This window comes from Zavarzinella formosa DSM 19928 (assembly GCF_000255705.1).
In the GTDB taxonomy this organism is placed as follows: Bacteria; Planctomycetota; Planctomycetia; order Gemmatales; family Gemmataceae; genus Zavarzinella; species Zavarzinella formosa.
The window spans coordinates 931,395-948,378 of record NZ_JH636439.1; the positions used below are offsets into that span (position 1 = coordinate 931,395).

12 protein-coding genes are annotated in these 16,984 nt (G+C 57.8%); 8 read left to right on the forward strand and 4 right to left on the reverse strand.

Annotated features, from left to right (window positions below; all coding sequences use genetic code 11):
- Positions 1 to 301 precede the first annotated feature (301 nt).
- Positions 302 to 658 carry a hypothetical protein gene (locus BGIM_RS64645; RefSeq protein WP_162136192.1) on the reverse strand — a complete coding sequence of 119 codons (357 nt, stop codon included), beginning with the start codon at positions 656 to 658 and terminating at the stop codon, positions 302 to 304.
- Here BGIM_RS64645 and BGIM_RS56930 point away from each other — a divergent pair.
- From BGIM_RS56930 to BGIM_RS0104795, 8 genes are all read left to right on the forward strand, one after another.
- Positions 620 to 3,559: a DUF1553 domain-containing protein gene (locus tag BGIM_RS56930; protein WP_162136218.1), complete on the forward strand. Its 2,940-nt coding sequence runs from the start codon at positions 620 to 622 to the stop codon at positions 3,557 to 3,559. The genes BGIM_RS64645 and BGIM_RS56930 overlap by 39 nt on opposite strands.
- 19 nt (positions 3,560 to 3,578) lie before the next feature.
- Positions 3,579 to 4,997: a DUF1501 domain-containing protein gene (locus BGIM_RS0104765; RefSeq protein ID WP_020468655.1), complete on the forward strand. Its 1,419-nt coding sequence runs from the start codon at positions 3,579 to 3,581 to the stop codon at positions 4,995 to 4,997.
- 56 nt (positions 4,998 to 5,053) lie between these two features.
- Positions 5,054 to 5,554 (forward strand): hypothetical protein, encoded by a 501-nt coding sequence (locus BGIM_RS0104770; protein WP_157368611.1) that lies wholly within the window; start codon positions 5,054 to 5,056, stop codon positions 5,552 to 5,554.
- A gap of 106 nt (positions 5,555 to 5,660) precedes the next feature.
- Positions 5,661 to 8,654 (forward strand): PSD1 and planctomycete cytochrome C domain-containing protein, encoded by a 2,994-nt coding sequence (locus BGIM_RS0104775; protein ID WP_029629745.1) that lies wholly within the window; start codon positions 5,661 to 5,663, stop codon positions 8,652 to 8,654.
- A 4-nt stretch (positions 8,655 to 8,658) separates the two neighbouring features.
- Positions 8,659 to 10,062, forward strand: a complete 1,404-nt coding sequence (locus BGIM_RS0104780; protein WP_020468658.1) for a DUF1501 domain-containing protein — start codon at positions 8,659 to 8,661, stop codon at positions 10,060 to 10,062.
- 134 nt (positions 10,063 to 10,196) lie between these two features.
- A complete protein-coding gene (locus BGIM_RS0104785) occupies positions 10,197 to 11,792 on the forward strand; it encodes a DUF1549 and DUF1553 domain-containing protein (protein WP_084759690.1) in 1,596 nt (531 codons plus the stop codon).
- 39 nt (positions 11,793 to 11,831) lie between these two features.
- Complete coding sequence (locus tag BGIM_RS0104790) at positions 11,832 to 13,097, forward strand: DUF1501 domain-containing protein (protein ID WP_157368612.1); 1,266 nt, start codon at positions 11,832 to 11,834, stop codon at positions 13,095 to 13,097.
- A gap of 17 nt (positions 13,098 to 13,114) precedes the next feature.
- A complete protein-coding gene (locus tag BGIM_RS0104795; protein WP_020468661.1) occupies positions 13,115 to 14,218 on the forward strand; it encodes a WD40 repeat domain-containing protein in 1,104 nt (367 codons plus the stop codon).
- A gap of 77 nt (positions 14,219 to 14,295) precedes the next feature.
- Here BGIM_RS0104795 and BGIM_RS56935 read toward each other — a convergent pair whose 3' ends face one another.
- The 3 genes from BGIM_RS56935 to BGIM_RS65740 all read right to left on the reverse strand — a co-directional run.
- Positions 14,296 to 15,663 (reverse strand): FkbM family methyltransferase, encoded by a 1,368-nt coding sequence (locus BGIM_RS56935; protein ID WP_020468662.1) that lies wholly within the window; start codon positions 15,661 to 15,663, stop codon positions 14,296 to 14,298.
- An 89-nt stretch (positions 15,664 to 15,752) separates the two neighbouring features.
- Positions 15,753 to 16,163: a hypothetical protein gene (locus BGIM_RS0104805; RefSeq protein ID WP_020468663.1), complete on the reverse strand. Its 411-nt coding sequence runs from the start codon at positions 16,161 to 16,163 to the stop codon at positions 15,753 to 15,755.
- A gap of 16 nt (positions 16,164 to 16,179) precedes the next feature.
- Positions 16,180 to 16,984, reverse strand: an 805-nt coding sequence (locus BGIM_RS65740; RefSeq protein WP_193788944.1) for a polymorphic toxin-type HINT domain-containing protein, incomplete at its 5' end; no start/stop codon positions are given.

Below are 16,984 nucleotides of genomic sequence, written 5' to 3' on the forward strand. Positions count from 1 at the left end.
TCGAAGGCTGCAACTCGCCTTCGTGAAGTTGGAATCGCTAGTAATCGCGGGTCAGCAACACCGCGGTGAATGTGTTCCTGAGCCTTGTACACACCGCCCGTCAAGCCACGAAAGAGGGGAGTGCCCGAAGTCGCCTAGCGCCGAAGGCAAAACCCTTGATTGGGACTAAGTCGTAACAAGGTAACCGTAGGGGAACCTGCGGTTGGATCACCTCCTTTCTAAGGAATGTTGACACCACTGATCGCCGGATGAGAGTCGAAAGACTCTCGCCAGAAGTCCGGACAGATCACATGTGCCCGCCTCACAAAAACTCATTAATCTCCAGGCTCAAGATATGAAGCCCGGTCGTCGAAAGACGACCGGGCTTTTTTTCGTTTCCCGACCGGCTTTGTTCAACCACTCCTTTTCCACGCATGCCGGAATTTCCTTGCGACAGAGTCGCCACCGGGTATGATCGGGAAATATCCCGCCACACCGCATTCTCTGCGGAGAACACCCGATGTCTGGTCGATTTAGGTTGCTCTCTGCCTTTGTCATTGTCACGTCTTTGCTTTTCTCCCATGTGGCGTCGGCCATCGAGCCTTCTGATGCTGCTGGGTTCAAGTTTTTTGAAGACCGGGTGCGTCCACTTCTGACGGAGTTTTGCTTCTCGTGCCATGGCGCCACGAAGCAGAAGGGCGGTCTGCGGTTGGATTCTCGTGCTCATGCGATCAAGGGTGGTGAAATTGGCCCCGCAATCGTGCCCGGCGATTCGTCGACAGGGTTGATGCTGAAGGCCGTTGCCTACGATGGCGAATTGAAGATGCCGCCAAAGGGAAAGCTCACGGCCCGGCAAATCGCCGACCTGACCGCATGGGTCAAGATGGGGTCTCCGTGGCCGACAGATTCTGCGAGTCTCGTTGCCGATCCGATGAATATGCCGGCGACAAAAGCCGGCGATCACTGGTCTTTCCTCTCCTTCCGCGAGTCAACTCCACCGCGTGTGAATGACGAAAAATGGGTTCGCAATCCAATTGATCGTTTTGTCTTGTCCAAACTGACCGAGAAGAATTTGAAGACGGCTCCTCAGGCAGATAAGCGGACATTGATCCGTCGGGCGACGTTTGATTTGCTCGGTTTGCCGCCGACGCCAGAGGAAGTCGAGGCATTTCTGCGTGATGACTCCTCGGAGGCGTTTGCGAAACTGATTGACCGATTGCTTGCCTCGCCGCAATATGGCGAACGCTGGGGGCGGCACTGGCTCGACGTGGCCCGGTATGCGGATAGCAACGGGATGGATGAAAACCTTTCCCACGCGAACGCTTGGCGATATCGGGACTGGGTCATCCGGGCGTTCAACTCCGACATGCCCTTCGACCGGTTTGTGAAACTACAATTGGCCGGTGACCTGCTCATTCCCGACTCGCCCGAGGGATTCGTTCCCACGGGCTTCATGATGATTGGTCCGAAGATGTTGGCCGAGGATGATCCGGTCAAAATGCAGATGGACATCATTGATGAGCAACTCGATACCCTCGGCCAGGCATTTCTCGGCCTGACTCTCGGTTGCGCCCGTTGTCACGATCACAAGTTCGATCCGATCACGGCGCATGATTATTACGCGCTCGCGGGGATTTTGAAATCCACGAAGACGATGGACAACTTCAATGTTGTCGCCAAATGGCAGGAACGCCCGCTGGCTGACCCGGCCGTCGCGGCAAAGGCCAGAACCCATGATGAATTGATTGCCGCCACGAAGAAAGAAATTGTGTCCCGTGAAGGCGAGGGTAAGAAGAAGTTGCTCGCCGAGGCACGGGAGCGAATCGCTGATTATCTCGCCACCGCCGAAGAGGTGCGAAAAGGCCGCCGGGCTAGCGTTTCTTTGATGACCGGGGGCAAACCGCCTGATGGCACTCTAACGGTTGAGGCCGAGGATTTTCAACGCGGTAATGTGCTGAAAGATCGGGAACATTATGGCAAGGGAATCGGGGTTCTCGTCAATGCCGGGCCACTGCCAAACTTTGCCGAATACGATCTGACCATCCCGGCCGACGGCATTTATGTTCTTGAGATTCGTTACGCCGCCGCGGACCCGCGTCCTGTTCGTGTTCTGCTGGACGGCAAGTATCTGGAAGACTCGGCCGGTCGAACGACCGGGGGGTGGTTCGCGGACAAGCAATCATGGGATCTTGGGCCCGTCGTCACATTGAAGAAGGGCAAAGCGATTCTTCGGTTGGAGAGGGCAGGGCCATTTCCCCATATCGACAAGTTGGCGTTGGTTCCTCTGCCGCCCGGTCAAAGTGCTCCTGTGCGGCCAGCGGATCTGGCGGTCGCCCGTAAGCTTGTGCCGGTGTTTTTGAATCAATGGGTGGCCCACCTTGACCGACTTGGAAAAGCCCCTGAAGGGGATGCCCTCAAGAAACTGGCCGAGGCCAAGGATGGTCCGTTTGCCATCCCGACACCCATTGACCCGCTCCTGGCCCCGGAAGCGGCTTCTGAATTGAAGGTGCTGCGAGAGAAGTTTGCCAGACTGGAAAAGGAACGTCCAGTGCTTCCGATGGCGATGGCTGTCTCGGAGGGGAAGCCGGAGAACCTCAAGATTCATCTTCGTGGCAATCATCTCACATTGGGAGCCGAAGCGTCTCGCGGTTTCCCGACGGTGTTGGCGTTGCCGAGCCAACAGTCTGTGGATTTGAAGAAGAGCGGACGGAAAGAGTTGGCCGAGTGGATCACTCGGCCCGATCATCCGTTGACGGCCCGCGTCGCGGTCAATCGACTTTGGACTTGGCACTTCGGCGACGGATTGGTCCGCACGCCGGACAATTTTGGCCGGTTGGGTGATTCGCCTGTCCACCGAGAATTACTTGACTGGCTGGCCTCCCGCTTTGTCAAAGAGGGGTGGTCAGTGAAGGCCATGCACCGGCTTATCATGTTGTCCGCGACGTATCAGATGAGCGCCGCCCACGATCCGGCGACCGAACTCAAAGACCCGGAGAACCGGTTGCATTGGCGGTGGCCCCGTCAACGGCTTGATGCCGAGTCGTTCCGTGATGCCCTGTTGTCCGTCGGCGGGAATCTTGACAAAACGCCCGGCGGTTCCTTGCTCACGATTTCCAATCGGGCTTATGTGACCAGCACCGCCAATCGTAATTATGATGGCTATAATTCCGACCGCCGATCAGTGTATCTGCCGGTTGTCCGCAGCGCCGGGTATGAGCCATTCCAAGCGTTTGATTTTCCCGATCCAAGTGTCACGAAAGGTCGGCGGGCTGTCACCAATGTCCCGGCCCAATCGCTTCTACTGATGAACAGCAAACTGGTCGCCGAGCAAACCCGCCGGCTGGCTGATCGGCTGATCGCCCGTCCGGGAGATGATGCTTCCCGGATCAACTTCGCGTATGAACTGTTGTTCTCCCGACCGGCTTCCACGATTGAATCCAGTCGAGCCATCGAATTTGTGACACAATACGAAAAGGCGGCGATGAGCGAGAAGTTGGAGGCGGCTGAAGCGAAACGTCGAGCGTGGCAAGGGTTGTGCCGGGCGCTCTTGTCTTCAAACGAATTCATGTACGTCGAGTAATCCTTCGAGGAGTTGGCGGATGAATCTTCGACATTTGGCCGCTGGTTGCTCCCGGCGGGAGATGTTACGACAGTCGGCCAACGGATTTGGTCTTCTGGCCCTTGCCGGGTTGCTTGCCGACGAGGCTCGCGGACAATCGGCCAAGACCGTGCCTGATCCGCTGGCGCCGAAGCCGCCGCAGTTCCCGGCGAAGGCGAAGCGGGTGATCTTCCTGTTCATGCACGGCGGCCCGAGCCAAGTGGATACGTTTGATTACAAACCCCTGCTCGAGCGGGATAATGGAAAACCCCTGCCGTTCGCCAAACCCCGTGTGGTGTCAGGCGAGACGGGCAACTTGCTCAAATCACCTTGGAAATTCAAACAGCACGGCAAAAGCGGCGCATGGGCCAGCGAGTTGTTTCCCGAAGTCGCCTCTCATGCGGATGATTTGTGTTTCATCAAGTCGATGCACGCCTCCAATTCACGGCATGGCGGGGCCTTGCTTGAACTGCATACCGGCAGCGACACGTTCGTCCGGCCGAGCATGGGGAGTTGGGTGACATACGGGTTGGGAACGGAAAATCGCAATCTGCCCGGTTTCATCACGGTATGCCCGACGCTCACTCACGGCGGGGAGAACAATTTTTCCTCCGCGTTTTTGCCCGCCATCTATCAAGGCACGCCGGTCGGCAATGCGGGGATGTCGAGCGACCGGGCGAAGATTCCTTTCATCGTGGGGGACACGCCAGCCAAGCTTCAGCGGATGGAACTTGATTTCGTCGGCCGGATAGATCGGGAGCGATTGGCTCGCACTGGCCCGGACAATGCTTTGGAAGGCCGGATTGATTCGTTTGAACTGGCGTTCCGTATGCAAACGGCCGCCCCACAGGCACAAGACCTTTCAGCGGAGACGGCCGAGACTCAGAAACTCTACGGCTTAGATGATCCGGTGACGGCGAACTTTGGCCGACAATGTTTGATGGCGAGGCGGTTTGCGGAGGCTGGCGTGCGTTTCGTTCAAGTGACGCATAGTTACAAGTGGGACCAACATGGCGATCTCAAGAAAGATCACGCAAAGAATGCCCGCGAGGTGGACAAGCCGATTGCAGGACTGCTCGCCGATTTGAAGCGTCGCGGACTGTTGAAAGACACCCTCGTCTGGTGGGGCGGCGAGTTTGGCCGCACCCCGACGGCTCAGGGAGGCGATGGCCGGGACCATAACCCGCATGGTTTCACCATGTGGCTGGCGGGCGGCGGCATGAAAGCTGGAATCAGCCACGGAGCGACGGACGATTACGGCTATTACGCGGTGGAAAACAAAGTTCACATGCACGATCTGCACGCGACCATGTTACACTTGCTGGGGTTGGATCATGAAAAATTGACGTTCCGACACGCCGGACGGGATTTCCGTTTGACGGACGTTCATGGCCGGGTGGTGAAAGAAATCATCGTGTAAATGCGTGATGAGATGACCTGCGAGAATGATGACGATCAAATCGCGGAGAATATTGGATGCGATGTTATTGGTGTAATGCGATTGCAACAAATAAATTAGAAGCAAAGTCATTGGACCGGACAGACTTGCTTGATTTTTGCGAGGACTGTCACTCGCATTTAATGGTTCAGGCTGAGTTTGAGCAGTTGTTTTTGAAAATTATTACCGATGGGAGTAAACTCGCGGCAATCGATGAACTATCCGAATTTTGGAGGAATCATTGCCATCGGGAAAAAGAAGGATATTTGGGTCATTCAATTTTAGCCACTGAGGCCCATCTGCTGGCGGCGAATGGAGAACACAAGAAAGCGTTGTCGGTCTTGGCGAGGATTGAGCGTCAGAACCAAGATCGAAATTGGAGTCAAATTAACGACTATTTGCTTGCGGCATCTTTGCATAAGCAGGATTCGCCGGAAGCGGCCAAAACATTCCTTGAACATTCGATTGCCGATTTGGAGAAAACATTCTCCTCAACATTGGCCGAACTTCGTGAGCAACTCGTTAAATTGTCAGTCTGAAATTCGACTGATGGTGATTGTGTCTTTTGCGATTGACCGATGACAGGTGCGTAATCAAAGATTAACGATAACAAGCGGTGTTTCTCGCCGGGTATAAGGGTTCCGAATGAGACGTCTGCTCTCCTCAGTCGTGCTTTTGGTCATCGCCGTTCCGGTCCTTGCGGACGAGCATTTTGAAAAGCGGATTCGGCCGTTGCTGGTCGAGCGTTGCTTTGAATGCCACGGGCCCAAGAAGGCTGCCGGCGGGTTGCGATTGGATTCTCGGGAGGCGATCCTCAAGGGAGGAGACAGCGGCCCGGCGGCCGTGCCCGAAAAGCCCGAGATGAGCAACATCATCCGGGCGGTCGAACATCGGGACGACTTGCGCATGCCGCCGAAGATGAAGCTTCCCGATGGTGACATCACCGCGTTGCGGCAATGGGTGGCCAAAGGGATGCCGTGGCCGGCGTCCAAGACAGAACCGGGTGAAACCACCGGTCCGGTTTCAACATTTACGGATGCCCAACGCAAGTGGTGGTCTTTTCAATCCGTGCGCTCGGTGTCTCTGCCGACTGTGAAAAACGCGGCTTGGGCGAAGACGGACATTGATCGATTCATCCTTGCCGGGTTGGAGACTCGCGGGATCGCTCCGAATAACTCGGCTGATCGGCGCACATTGATTCGGCGGGCCACTTATGACCTCACAGGACTGCCGCCAACACCCGAGGAAGTTGATGCTTTTCTAAAAGACGACCGGCCTGATGCGTTTGCCCAAGTCGTTGAGCGGTTGCTGGCTTCCAAGTCTTACGGGGAGCGATGGGGACGGCATTGGCTGGATTTGGTTCGCTATGCGGACACCGCCGGGGACAACAGCGATCACCCGGTTCCCCAATTGTGGCGATATCGCAATTGGGTGATTGATTCGTTCAACAAAGACCAAGCCTATGATGAATTCATCCGGGAGCAGGTGGCGGGCGATCTGATCGCCGCGACCGGGCCGCCGGAGCGGTATGCGGATCGCGTGACGGCCACGGGATTTCTGGCCGTCGCACGCCGATTCGGGCACGATGTTGACAAGGACATCCACCTGACGCATGAGGACATCATCGACACGATGGGCCGGGCGTTCATGGGGATGTCACTGGCGTGCGCCCGTTGTCACGACCACAAATACGATCCTCTGACGGCGCGGGACTATTATGCCATTCAAGGCATCTTGCAAAGCACGAATTTTTCATTTCCCGGTTGCGAGGCGAAACAACAGCCGCGCGACCCCGTTCCGTTGCTTTCGCCGGGCCAGTGGGCAAAGACCGTTGAACCGCATCAGCGACAACTGGCCGCCATTGATGAAGAGATTCGTCAACTGACGGCGAAGCAGGCCCCCCTTTCCCAACAGTTGAAATCGCTGGTCGAAAAGTCCGTGCGTCCTCTCGCAAAAGGGGAAATTGCGGATGGCAAGTCGCAGGATTTCACCGGGGTGGACGGCAAACCGTTTTCCCCTGTTTCGGTGTCGGCGGGTCAGATGTTGCGACTCTCCGTCTTCCCGCAGAAGAATCACGGGGCCGACACCACACTGATTGAATGGGAGATTGCGGAAGTTGGCGGGATGAACCGCCGATGGAATCTGACCAAGGACGTGATTGATAGTTTGCTGGCCGGAAACCCGCACAATGGCGGTGACAATTCTCCGGCAAGGTGGTGGTTTCTCGATGGCCGGGACACCTTGAAACTGTTGCCGGAACCGGTTCGCGATCTCTCGGGCAAACCGGGTCTGAATGTCTGGCGCAACGGAGAGACGCCATCGGTTTTTGTGAATGCCGCCAAAGAGCCGGTGTCTGTTTGGACGAAGTTACCGGGCCGCTCGTTGTTCGTTCACCCGGCGCCGGACGGGCCGGTGGCCGTGGCGTGGGCCAGTCCGTTCGAGGGAACGGTTCAAATCACCGGGCACATCGCCGATGCTCATCCCGGCGGGCCGGACGGGGTTTCTTGGACCTTTGACCACATCACGGCTGATCTCTCGAAATCCTTTGCCGGTCTGGCCGAAATCGAGGCGAAGAAGACAACGCTGGCGAAACAGCGGGCCGAACTTGTGGCCCGCGCTCCCAAGCAAGAACTTGCCTATGCGGCGTTTGACGGAACGGAAGCCCATGCCCGCATTCATTTGCGGGGCGATCCGGAGAAACTCGGTCCAGTGGTTCCCCGGCGGTGGTTGGAAATCTTGGGCGGTCAGCCAGTGCCGACGGGGAAGGGGAGCGGTCGTCTGCAATTGGCCGACTGGCTTTCGGATGCGAAGAATCCCCTCGCGGCCCGTGTGATGGTCAATCGTATCTGGCAGCATCATTTCGGGCGGGGACTTGTCCGAACACCCAACGACTTTGGCACGCGCGGCCAACAGTCGACGCACCCCGAATTGCTCGACTGGCTGGCCGCGAAGTTTGTTGCCTCCGGGTGGAGCATCAAGACGATGCACCGGCAAATCATGCTGTCGTCGGCCTACCAACAATCGGCCGCCGGCCGTGACCAGGCCGCCAAGATAGACCCGAACAATGAACTCTGTTGGAAGTTTGACCGTCGCCGGTTAAGCGCCGAGGAATTGCGAGACAGTCTGCTAACAGCGAGCGGACAACTTGACCGCCAACCCGGCGGGCCGCATCCGTTTCCCCCGGAAAACACGTGGAATTTCTCCCAGCATGTTCCGTTCAGCGCCCTGTACGATTCTGACAAGCGAAGCGTCTATCTGATCTCGCTTCGCAATCGCCGCCATCCGTTCCTCGGCTTGTTTGACGGGGCCGACCCCAACACGACAACTCCGCAACGGCAGGTGACCACCGTGCCGACACAGGCTCTCTACTTTTTGAACGACCCGTTTTTCCATGCCCAAGCGGCCAAGGTGGCCGGGCGTTTGCCCGCCCAAGCAGATACGGCCACCCGGTTCGGCGAACTCTGCCGGATCGTGTTTCAACGAACGCCGACGGCGAACGAAATTGAGATGGCGACGAATTTCCTCGCGGCTCATGCAAAGACGGTGGCTGGCCAATCGCCTGCGGAACGTGAGAAAGCCGGTTGGGCGACTCTTGTGCGGATTGTCCTGGCAAGCAACGAATTCTTGTATCTGGAGTAACCCCATGCAATCGCGTTTTTCATCGACGACTCGCCGGGGGTTTGTCCAATCGGCGGTGGCCGGTTCGCTCTTGATGCCCGGACTTTTGAGCGAATTATTGGCCCAAGATTCGATCGATCCTCTCAAGCCGCGTTCACCGCATTTCCCGGCGAAGGCGAAATCGGTTATCTTTTTGTTCATGAGCGGCGGCGTCTCTCATGTGGATTCGTTCGACCCCAAGCCAAAGCTGACGACCGACCACGGCAAACAAGTGACATTCGATCACCCGGAAACCAAAAACCGGCCGGGATATGAAAAACTCTTTCTGAAGAAGCCGGGCTGGACGTTTGCCCCGCGAGGCAAGAGCGGCATTGAAGTCAGCGAGATGTTCCCAAACATCGCCTCAAAAGTTGATGACATCGCGTTGATTCGCTCGATGCACACCAGCCACTCAAATCATTTCAACGCCACGCTTGGGATGCACACCGGCTCATTCGCGTTTGCCCGTCCGAGCATCGGTTCGTGGGTCAGCTACGGACTCGGCACGCCGAACAAAAATCTGCCGTCGTTTATGGTGCTTTCTTCGGAGATGCCATACGCGGGAACGCAGGTGTGGGCCTCCGACTTTCTGCCGGGCGCGCATCAGGGCACGCGAGTTGTCCCCGGTTCGGAGCCTGTGGCCAATCTGAAACGGCGAGTGGCGACGGAAGGCCAGCAAAAACTGGAATTGAATGCCCTTGCCGCGTTCAATGAAGCCCATCGGACCGCGAGGCCCGAAGAGGCTCAACTGGCCGCCCGCATCAAGTCTTTCGAGACGGCCTTTGGGATGCAATCGGAAATGCCCGCCGCCCTTGATCTCTCGAAGGAGAGCGAGGCGACGCTTGGCTTGTACGGTTTGAAACGAGGCGAAACTTCCGGGTTCGGCTGGCAATGCTTGGTGGCTCGTCGGTTGGTCGAACGAGGCGTGCGATTTGTGGAGTTGATCCATACCGGCTCAAGCGGCAACTGGGATTCGCACGGCAACATGGCCGATCACGGCCGGCTGGCCAAGCAGGTCGATCAGCCCATTGCGGGGTTGATCGAGGATCTCAAACGCACTGGCTTGTTCGACGACACGCTGGTGGTGTGGACCACGGAATTTGGCCGCACGCCATTCAATAACACGGCTGACAACCTTGGACGAGAACACCACAACTGGGCGTTCAGTTCCTGGCTGGCCGGGGCGGGCGTCAAGAGGGGGGTGGTTCATGGGGCCACCGACGAACACGGCATCCGGGCCGAGGAAAAGCCGGTTCATGTGCATGATTTTCACGCAACGATTCTGCATCTGATGGGTCTCGATCACACCAAGCTGACGTACCGGCACGGCGGGCGGGATTATCGGCTGACAGATGTTCACGGAAATGTCGTGAAGGATGTGCTGGCGTGAGTTCTTGTTGTGGCCTCGGCATCAGAAATTCAGACAGTTTTTACTGGAACTCCAACCATTGTCCGGTTATCTTCCGGTAGTTGAACCCTGCCTGCCGACATACTCCCGCCAGTGGCCTCCTCTCCGGGGTCTCCATGAAGTTAATCACTTGCCTGATCTTGACCAGCTTGGCGCTTACATCAAGTGTAATGCAAGCAGATGAACCGCTTCGCGGTGTGATCGACCGGGAACTGGCGGCCGGTTGGAAATCCAAGAACATCACCCCGGCTCCACACTCTGCGGATGCCGAGTTTCTTCGCCGGGTTTTCCTCGACCTTGTCGGCACGATTCCCTCACAAGACGAAACCCAAAAATTCCTTGCAGACGCCGATGCGGCCAAACGCGAGAAATTGATAGACCGACTCCTCGCCGATCCGCGATTTGCGACCGCCCAAGCCGATACGTGGGACTTGGTCTTGTTCGGTCGCAATCCGGGGAACGCCGACGCCACCCGTAAACGGGATGGTTTCAAAATCTGGCTCGCCAAACAGTTTGCCGACGGGGTCTCTTATGATCGGATGGTGAGGGAACTATTGCTGGGTGAACAACCCGGCAGCGAGATGTTCCAAGTGCAGTTTCGCAGCCAACCCGAGGAGGCGACGGTTTTGGTCAGCCGGATATTCCTCGGCACGCAATTACAATGCGCTCGTTGCCACGACCATCCGTTTGATCGCTGGACGCAAAAAGACTTCTACGGAATGACCGGCTTCTTCGTGCGGGTTGTGGTGCAAGAATCCAGTTCGGGGAACAACAAAGCATACACACTCGGCGAAAAATCCACCGGCGAAGTGCTGTTCAGCGGGGCGGCCAAAGATCAGGGCCCCGGCAAAAAGGGCGAGCCGGTCAAACCGAAGTTTCTCGGAGGTCCGGAGCTGACGGAACCCGTGATGCCGAAGGATTTCAAAGAACCCGCCGCCCCGAAGAACGGCGAGAAGATGCCCAAACCGGCGTTCTCCCGCAAAGAGAAAATCGCCGCTTGGGTGGCCGCCCCTGATAATCCGTATCTGGCCCGCGCAGCCGCCAATCGTGTCTGGGCGCAGTTCATGGGCCGGGGGCTTGTCCATCCGGCGGATGACTTCACCGAACAAAATCCCCCTTCGCATCCTGAATTGTTGAACGCGATGGCAACGGGTTTGAAGTCTCATCAGTTTGATCTCAAATGGCTGATCCGTGAGATTGTCAACAGCCGGGCATACCAATTGTCGGGCACGGGATCGTTGCGGGAGGCGTTGCCGACATCGTTCGAGCGGGCGCGGGTCCGGCCGCTTTCGGCCGAGGAAATCATGGCCGCGATGAGAAAGGCGACGGGCTACGATGCCGAAGGAAAAACGCCCGCTAATTTGGGGAATGCGGGAAATGAATACTTCATGCGTTACTTTGGCGAACCGACCAACGGCTTGGGCGAGTTTCAAGGATCGCTTTCCGAACATTTGTTCCTGAACAATGGCGAACACGTTCGCGGGTTTGTTCGCCGCAAGAAAGGCAATCTGGCCGATCAACTGCTGGTCTCGAATGACCCGTGGGAACAAAGAGTCGAACGCCTGTTTCTGTCGGTGTTGAGCCGTCCGCCGAAACCTGCCGAATTGACGAAGTTCACCGAGTATTTGAAGAGTGACCCGAAGCCGGAGCCGCGTCTTGAGGATGCCATCTGGGCGCTGTTGAACGGCAGCGAATTTCGGTTTAACCATTGATCTGTTTCCCGACGCCGACCAATCGCCCGGTGATGAACAATGAACCAGCCATTTCACTCGCATTCATCCCGCCGAGCCTTCATGAAGGGTGTGGCCGTCACCGGAACGGGGTTGGTGTTGCCCAACTGGGGCGCGCTGGCCCAAGCGAAAAGCGCCACGGAAGCGGCGATCAAAAACAAAAAACGCTGCATCATGCTCTGGATGAACGGCGGGGCCAGCCAGCTTGACACATTCGACATGAAACCCGGCCGTCCGACCGGCGGGCCGTTTCGTCCGATTGCCTCCAAAGTGTCGGGCATGCCGATGTGCGAATACCTGCCGAAGATGGCGACGGTGGCCGACAAACTGGCGGTTATTCGCAGCATGAAGACTCAATCCCCCGATCATCCGGACGGGATTTATCACATGCACACCTGTTACAAAATGAGCGAGCGGACCCCGCATCCGGAGATTGGGGCCGTGATCGCCAAATACAACGGCAACCCGGATTCGGATCTCCCGAGTTTCGTTCGCATGGGATCGACCGGCAACGGCGGGGCCGGTTATCTCGGCCCGCTTTACGAACCCTTCGGCATCGGCCGCGACGGCAAACTCGGATCATTCACCTCGCCTTATCTTCCCGAAGAGGGGGAGAAGAAACGGGCCGACCTTTTCCGGTTCGTCGAAGACGAGTTTACATCCGAACACAAGGCGGACCCGTTCGCTTCCCACCGCATGGCCAAGGAGCGTGCTTGGCGTTTGTTGCGGGCCAAAAGTGTGTTTGATTCCTCGAAGGACTGGCCGAAGGCGAAGGAGCGTTACGGCGACACTGAGTTTGGCCGCGGTTGCTTCATGGCCCGCAAGTTGATTGAGGCTGGCGTCCCATTCGTGGAAGTCGGCCAGGAAAATTATGACAGTCACGCGGACAACTTCGTCTGTCACAAGGCGAACATGCAGTTGCTTGACCCCGCGTGGAGTGGTTTGCTGCTCGATCTGGAGGAACGCGGTTTATTGCAAGATACTCTGGTGATCTGGATGGGCGAGGTGGGCCGCACGCCGCAGATCAACAATAGGGCGGGGCGTGACCATTACATCCGGGCTTGGACGGTGGTTCTGGCGGGGGGTGGAATCAAAGGAGGGCAGGTCTACGGTTCAACCGACGTTGATGGCAAAGAGGTGAAGGATAACCCGGTCAGCGAAGGGGATTTGTTCGCCACGATCTACACCACGCTTGGCATCGACAGTCGGGCCAAACACTATCACGGCGTCCGGCCAATCTGGCTCACGCCAGAGGGGACCGGCCCCGTCAAGGAACTGATCGGTTGATCTCAGGGGAAAACCAGATGGCCGATCTTTCAAAACCGTCGATGGCTTGGAACCTCACATGGGATGCCGAGTGGGTGACGGCCGTGACGTTCCTCGGTTCGTCCCGCCGGGTCGCGGCAGGAAACAACCTCGGCCAAATTCTCCTGTGGGAGTTGCCCGCAAAGGCCGGAGGCGACCCGCCCAAGCCGGTGGCGCGTCTTGACGGCCACATCAATGTGATATCCCGTCTCACATCCTCGCCGGACGGAAAAACTCTGATCTCGGCCAGTTACGATCACACCGTGCGATTCTGGGATGTTCCCGAAAATCTTCCCGCCGCAACGGAGCCATTAACGCTTAATGCCCGAATGATCGAGGATACCACCCGTCGCAAGTCAAACGGGGCCAAAGTCCCTCCCGCGATGGAGGCAAAGGTCGCGGTGTTGAAATCAACCCGGACATTCAATGAACACAAGGAGTGGGTCGTCTCGTTGGAACTCTCCCGTGATGGGAAGACGATCATCAGCGGCGACGATGGCGGCCATGTGTTGATCTGGGATCGAGACAGTTTCGCCATTGGCAAAAGATGGCAGGTGAAGGGTTGGGCCAATGCCGTGGCGTTGTCGCCGGACTGCACACAGGCGTGCGTCAGCGAACGATATCCATTGGTGTTCGATTCCGGCCGTCATGCGGCGGTAAAAATTTGGGATGCGGCCAAGGCCGAGGTCTTCAAGGATTTGTCCGCCGAATACAAGGGGATGTTCTTCGCGGCGGCCGCCTACGCCCTCGACGGCAAAACCCTCGCCATTGGGCGGGGCGGTGAACTCGATGGAATGAACGGCTCGGTCACGTTGATCGATCCTGCTTCCGGCAAAAAAATCCGAACCTTGGCTCCGGGCCATCTAAGCGGTCTCACCGATCTGGCGTTCCACCCGGACGGCAAACATCTCGCCTCCTCGGGCCGCGACACAGTCGTGCGAGTTTGGGAGACCTCCTCGGGCAAACTTGTCTCTGAAGTCGGCAAATCTCGCGGCGGCCAGTTCAAAGATTGGATTTGTGCCCTGGCATGGTCGGCCGACGGCGCATGGATGGCCACGGCCGACATGGCCGGCGCCGTTCAAATTTGGACATTTCCGGGCTGAGGTTTGACCCTTCAATCACCGCATCCCTTTGAAAGGTGTCTCTATCACCCAACTAAAAGTCTCAAAGAGGGGAGCGATCATCTGTGATCAGCGGGAAGTGAAAGGAAGTCTGTCAGGTCGGCTCGGATGTACTTCGCAATGCCGCGTTTGTGGGTGCGCAGACTCATCCCGAACAGTTCGTGGCCGGGGAGCAAGGCATCAATGCGGCGTCGGTCGGCGGAGGTGTGGAAGTCGATCAGAACGACCCGCATCTGGCTCAGGCGGGGGCCAAGGGCGGCGAGTATGTCCGGCTCGGCGCCTCCTGCGTTCAGTCTCAGGATATCCACGTCTCGCAAGCCGAACTCGTCCCACACTGTCCCGGCGTGGCGGATGGCAATGTTCATGGGATGGTCGTCCCGCTCCGGACGCGGCGGGAGGATGGCGGCGCCGTCTTCCAGACCCAAACCGACCGGATGGATGCCCGTGTCGGAGAACGGCGTCAGGTTCTGCCGCAAGAGGCTTGCCATCGCCGGGCATGGCTCGAAGCAATGGACGACAGCGAGGCGGTTGATGGCCAGTTTGGCGTACAGGGTGAACGCCCCGACGCCCGCTCCCACATCCACAATTACCGGCTTCTCGGTCAGGCCGCGCCGGGGCAGGCCGCCGTATTCATGCCGTTCAAACAGGCGGGTGACGTTCCCGGCCATTTTCTGCGGGACACGGATGGCATAACGCGAAGTTTCCGCGCACACTTCGACGGTCACCACATGGGATGGCCCGTCCGTCGTCGGGGGCGGGTCCGGGCGGGTGCGGGCGCAACTGTCCGCGTGGATGTGGTACAGCCCGCTCGCATGTGGAATAAAGACGAATGGTTCCCCGGCCTTGGCGAAGCGACGCCACAAGTCCCCGTCCTCATCCAGTCCGCGAAAATTGCCCAATTGTTCGTCAAAGAGACCGACCCGGTCGAGCAGATCCCGACAATGGACGACTCCGAGGGGAACGGAAATCGTATGGGTCAGGGCAAACTGGCGCTGGCTGGCGGGATCGTGAGTGGTGACTTGGCCGTGGGTCCGGCTGTCGGGGATTTCGTCAAGCAGGTCGTACCGAAAGACGAGGACGCCGGCCCTGTCACTCCATTCTCGCACGCGGGCAAAATGGTCCGGATAGAACTCGTCGTCCTGATCCAGATAGGCGATCAACGGGGCAAGCGTGTGCTGGAGGGCGGTGTTTCGAGCCGCCGCCTGCCTCCGGTTGACCGGGTGGCTGAAGACGCGGATGCGCGGATCAGCCGCCGCCAGTTCCTCCAATAAGGCGAGCGATCCATCAGCAGAGTTGTCATCAACAGCCACCAGTTCCCAGTCTGTCATCTTCTGGGCGGCCAGTGAGGCGATGCTGCGTCGCAGGAACCGCTCCCCGTTGTAAACCGGCATGACAACGGAGATGGCGGGCGGCGGGGTGGCGGGCATGAGATGTCTAAAAAGTCTTGGTTTTCGAATGAACGGAGCCAATATGGGATCGCCCGAGTAAAACGCTCCCGCATTGGCTCCGCTCGCTCTTAATTCTCCATCTCCATCACTTTGGCCAATGGACCGCTTTTGATGGCGAACCTTGCATACCCCGGCTTGTCGTTTGGCCGCAACGCGCCGTAAAGGTCTTCAAAAAAATAGACATACACCACCAACCCGGCTTTGCCATAGTCCCAGTCAATGTTGATATCATCCGCTGACACATCTCTTTCCATCAGTCCCTGCGGGTTGACGTAGCCTTTGCAATTGGCGAACGGAAGGTTTTTCTTGTCCTGCCACTCGGTTGTTTCGGGCGCTTCGCAACGGTTGTAGAGCCAGACGTCTCCGACGATCCTGTCCATGTGTTTCAAGTATCCATATCCGGTTTTTCCGTCATCCTCAATCGTCAGCACATACATATTGCAAGGAGACGGAAAATCGATCATCAATTCGTTTGACATCTGTCATTCACCAAGGTCAGGGTTTGTCGGGCAGGTTGTTGAAACGGCCGGCGTCCCATTCGTTTTCCCAGTGCTTCTGGTGCTGCGCGCTTGATTGAGTGCGATCAACCGTCGATGGTTGTTGCCCCGTGTTTGTATGGTTTTTCGAGAAATTGCCTTTGCCGCGATGGTCCGTCCGCGTCATTTCCACCCGAGGACTCGCATTTCCGGCGGCCTGATCCACATGGTGCAATTCCACCGGATGGCCGTCTTCCCCGATTGGCGCCCGGCCCCGTTCCTTCGGCTTGTACTTCAGTTTGTCAGTCGGGATTTTGAGTTGCACTTCCGGGGCCACCTCGTGGTTGTGGCTCCAGACATCGAATCCCCAATCATTGTCGCCGACAAAGTATGTGTGGTCGGCCTCGATTTCCAAATTGTACACCACAACATGCCGATCCTGGTCAACCATTCTTTCAAGGGTGACGCACTGATTGTCGCTGGTCAGGAACTGGTCGCCCGCAACCAGCGATCCCGCCGTCACCCATCCGCGGCCGACCACCCAGAATGGATGCTCGTGGGTCGCCTCGATCCTTTGCCCGGCCACCCACAATTCCGTCAATTTGCCCGAGCGGGTGAGCAGACGCACCACTTGGCGCACCGTATTGGCCGCCTCCGGCCGGTTGTCCGGCCGGGACACAACCTCATCACCGGCCCGCAGGTCTTCGACCGCCGTCCATCCTGTCGGCGTCCGCAACTTTGTCCCGGCGGGGAAACACACGGCCGAACCGGGGGCCGTTTCGGCCGCGCCGGGCTTGCAAGCCTTGCAGGGCGCCGTCGCCGGC

Coding starts and splice junctions, on each gene's coding strand:
- BGIM_RS0104780 (WP_020468658.1), top strand. CDS start 8,659: ATGCAATCGCGTTTTTCATCGACGACTCGCCGGGGGTTTGTCCAATCG.
- BGIM_RS0104795 (WP_020468661.1), top strand. CDS start 13,115: ATGGCCGATCTTTCAAAACCGTCGATGGCTTGGAACCTCACATGGGAT.
- BGIM_RS0104765 (WP_020468655.1), top strand. CDS start 3,579: ATGAATCTTCGACATTTGGCCGCTGGTTGCTCCCGGCGGGAGATGTTA.
- BGIM_RS56935 (WP_020468662.1), bottom strand. CDS start 15,663: ATGCCCGCCACCCCGCCGCCCGCCATCTCCGTTGTCATGCCGGTTTAC.
- BGIM_RS0104805 (WP_020468663.1), bottom strand. CDS start 16,163: ATGTCAAACGAATTGATGATCGATTTTCCGTCTCCTTGCAATATGTAT.
- BGIM_RS0104770 (WP_157368611.1), top strand. CDS start 5,054: ATGCGATGTTATTGGTGTAATGCGATTGCAACAAATAAATTAGAAGCA.
- BGIM_RS0104790 (WP_157368612.1), top strand. CDS start 11,832: ATGAACCAGCCATTTCACTCGCATTCATCCCGCCGAGCCTTCATGAAG.
- BGIM_RS64645 (WP_162136192.1), bottom strand. CDS start 658: ATGGCACGAGAAGCAAAACTCCGTCAGAAGTGGACGCACCCGGTCTTC.
- BGIM_RS0104785 (WP_084759690.1), top strand. CDS start 10,197: ATGAAGTTAATCACTTGCCTGATCTTGACCAGCTTGGCGCTTACATCA.
- BGIM_RS0104775 (WP_029629745.1), top strand. CDS start 5,661: ATGAGACGTCTGCTCTCCTCAGTCGTGCTTTTGGTCATCGCCGTTCCG.